Below are 2,799 nucleotides of genomic sequence, written 5' to 3'. Positions count from 1 at the left end.
GACCGTCACCGGTGCGGTACGTGCCGGCGCTGTGCCATGCCATGCGGATGAACAAGGGCCCGTAGTGGCCGAAATCCGCCGGCCACCAGTCCTGCGAGCCGGTCATCAGCGCCTGCAGATCCTTCTTTACGGCCGCCAAGTCAAGGCTCCTGAACTCATCGGCGTAGTTGAAACCCTTTCCCATGGGGTTGGACAAGGGCGAGTGCTGGTGCAGGATTTTAAGGTTCAGCTGGTTGGGCCACCAGTCCCGGTTCGATGTGCCTCTGCCGGTAGCGTGTTTATTTGCTCCGCCAGTTACCGGACACTTACTGTCGTCAGTCATACCATCATCTCCTGTTTTCGATCAGGTGGACATCCTGCAGAAAGACCGGACCACTCTGCCCGGCAGTCAGGGAGTTCTGGTTGTCGGCAACCGGGATCCCCTGGTCCGTTGTGAGGATTATCTTGGCCATGGTTTTCACAGGGCAGAGTTTGCGGTGTGCGGGCAATAAAGATTTGGTTTGGGATAACGCAGCACCGTTTCCGTAGGGAATTGTGCAGGCATTTCCCAGGGCGTGCCTCATATCCCGGTTTTTCATCGCCGTAGGGTAAAACGGGGGAAAAAGCAGGGGTGTCCTGGCACATTGGCAGGAATATCAGGGAAAACTTCGTTTATCCGAGTGAGAACGTGCCGTACTTCCCACCCCCGCCCGGGTGGAGGGTGATGGTGCCGTTCCGCAGGGCCGAAATCGCATCCGCCACCTTCGGGTGGACCGCACGGATCTCCGCGACCGGGGCATCGATGAGAACGTTGATCTCGTTCCCGAACCTCCCGATAAATTCTGCATAGATCGCCTTAGATCTCTTCGTGTTCGGGGACGACACCCCCTCCATGGTCTGGATGATCTGACCGAGGGGGAGGATGTGGACATAGGGAGGACGGGGTTGTGGCGCGCTGCCCCCGGACAACTCTTTTGCCCGGTCTGATACGCCCTTCTTGATGACGCCGCCATCGGCAGGGCACCGCCAGCCGTGCCGGACTGCTTCCTCCAGCGGGTACTGGGTGAAGCACCGGACGCAGGCGGTGCGGTTGTACTTCCCCTCTTCCGGGAAGAACCCGGCGTTCATGACCACGTGCCCCTGCCGTATTGCGTCGAGCACTCCTTTTACGGTCGCATCCCGGACATCGAGCCGGTTAAACTCACGGCCGAGCTTATCGGGATGGGGGCTGTGGGCATCGGAGTTGGTGAGGAACGGGATACCGTTAAGTTCCGGGATAGCGGCCCCGTACGAACTGTCCGCAGAGAGGCCGAGTTCAAGGAAATCGATGGGCTCGCTGCCATAGCAGTCCGCTACACCGGTGCAGTACGCGTACATGGAGGTCCAGGGCGTAAACGCATGAGCCGGGCCGATCAGGGCACCGACGCTGTGGGCATGGCGGGCGATCTTTTCACCTGACAGGTAGATGTGCGGGCGCCCGGTCGTTGCGAAACTCTTGCACGTCCCTTCCATGAGCGCCTGCAGTTCGGCGAACTGGGAGAAATCTTCTGCAAGTATGAGGTGGTGCACCCTCCGCTCGTCCTCTACTTCGCCCGTAGGGACGACCACGATGCCGGCATCGTTCTGCAAAAACGGCTCCCAGGTCTTCCGCCAGACCGGGTGGAGGGCGTCGCCGGTGCCAAGCACCTGGATGCCCTTTGTCACGCACCCGGCAAGCAGCTGCTCCGGCTGCATGAAACGGGAGACGGCCATCGAGTACGGCGAGTGGATGTGGAGGTCGGCGTTCACGGGCAGCATATGTACGTGACCGGTTGTACTTCGCGGAATAAAAGAGGTGGTGATAGGGTAGTTCGCAGGGGGCTGTGGGGGGTCGTGTGGGTACAAATGACCCGCAAGGAACCGACCCTGACTGCAGGATACCACCCTCTGTTTCGGTCATGTTCACGGAGGAGGTATCGTTCCGGGGGATTGACCGGAACCGCAGGGTGCCCGGGCGGGTTTAACACGATGTACCCATGCGACCCCCCCAATCGCGTCCGGATAGTTACAGGATTTTTTGTGTGTTTACGAGTGAAATGCCGGGTTTTGGGCTACCGGGCGGGGGAGGGGGTCGCATGGGTACAGATGCAGAGAGGGTGGCCAGGGCCGGCAGCAGGGCCTGCCGGGTTTGGTCATATCCAAACCCTCATCCCCTCCGGCTGCCAGAACACCAGTACAGGTGACCTATGGTACAGGCAGTTATCGTACTGGCAGGCGAGCCGGCACGGAACTTCTCGCTCAAGGACCAGAACGACAAGACTTTCGATCTCTACGAGCAGGAAGGGAAACGCGTACTCCTCTCGTTCCACCCGCTCGCGTGGACGGAGTTCTGTGCAGCCCAGATGAAATCGCTCGAGGAGAAGCGTGAGGTGCTCGCAAAAAATAACTGCATCCCGGTCGGGATCAGTGTCGATTCGATCCCCTGCAAGAAGGCATGGGCAAAGAGCCTCGGGATCACGCAGACCCCGCTCCTCTGCGATTTCTGGCCGCACGGGGCGGTTGCCGAGAAGTACGGGCTCTTCCGGGACGCGAACGGGTTCTCCGAGCGGGCGAATGTGATTATCGATGAGAAGCAGCGGGTCGTGTTCGTGAAGGTTTACCCGGTGCATTCGGTGCCGGATATCGGGGAGATTGTTGCGTTTCTGGGGAAGTGATCAGGACATACTCTATGGTAGTTATGAGCGTGACCCCCTCTCTCCCCCAGAGGGGGAGGCAGCCCAAGGGGAGCACCCCTTGACCCCCACTTGTACGAATACTTCTGATCAACCTTCTCACCCAGCG

General features: G+C 59.8%; 3 protein-coding genes and 1 pseudogene. 1 reads left to right on the top strand and 3 read right to left on the bottom strand.

Translation table 11 applies throughout. The features are described 5' to 3' along the window. The 3 genes and pseudogenes from WBL42_RS04700 to WBL42_RS04690 all read right to left on the bottom strand — a co-directional run. Positions 1 to 322, bottom strand: a pseudogene (locus WBL42_RS04700) (catalase/peroxidase HPI); the annotation flags it as partial. Positions 323 to 326: 4 nt separating this feature from the next. Then, the gene (locus WBL42_RS04695; protein ID WP_424720110.1) at positions 327 to 452 is read right to left on the bottom strand and encodes a catalase; all 126 of its coding nucleotides are present in this window, start codon (positions 450 to 452) and stop codon (positions 327 to 329) included. Positions 453 to 651: 199 nt separating this feature from the next. Beyond that, entirely contained in the window at positions 652 to 1,776 is a 1,125-nt protein-coding gene (locus WBL42_RS04690; RefSeq protein ID WP_424720109.1) for a TIGR00375 family protein, read from the bottom strand. A gap of 428 nt (positions 1,777 to 2,204) precedes the next feature. On the opposite strand from WBL42_RS04690, the gene WBL42_RS04685 reads away from it, so the two are divergent. Then, positions 2,205 to 2,672 carry a redoxin domain-containing protein gene (locus WBL42_RS04685; RefSeq protein WP_424720108.1) on the top strand — a complete coding sequence of 156 codons (468 nt, stop codon included), beginning with the start codon at positions 2,205 to 2,207 and terminating at the stop codon, positions 2,670 to 2,672. Positions 2,673 to 2,799: the final 127 nt, after the last annotated feature.

It is taken from the genome of Methanoregula sp. (assembly GCF_049686655.1).
In the GTDB taxonomy this organism is placed as follows: domain Archaea; phylum Halobacteriota; class Methanomicrobia; order Methanomicrobiales; family Methanospirillaceae; genus Methanoregula.
Note: the sequence above shows the minus strand (reverse complement) of the source record. Positions and strands in the feature narration are given on the sequence as shown.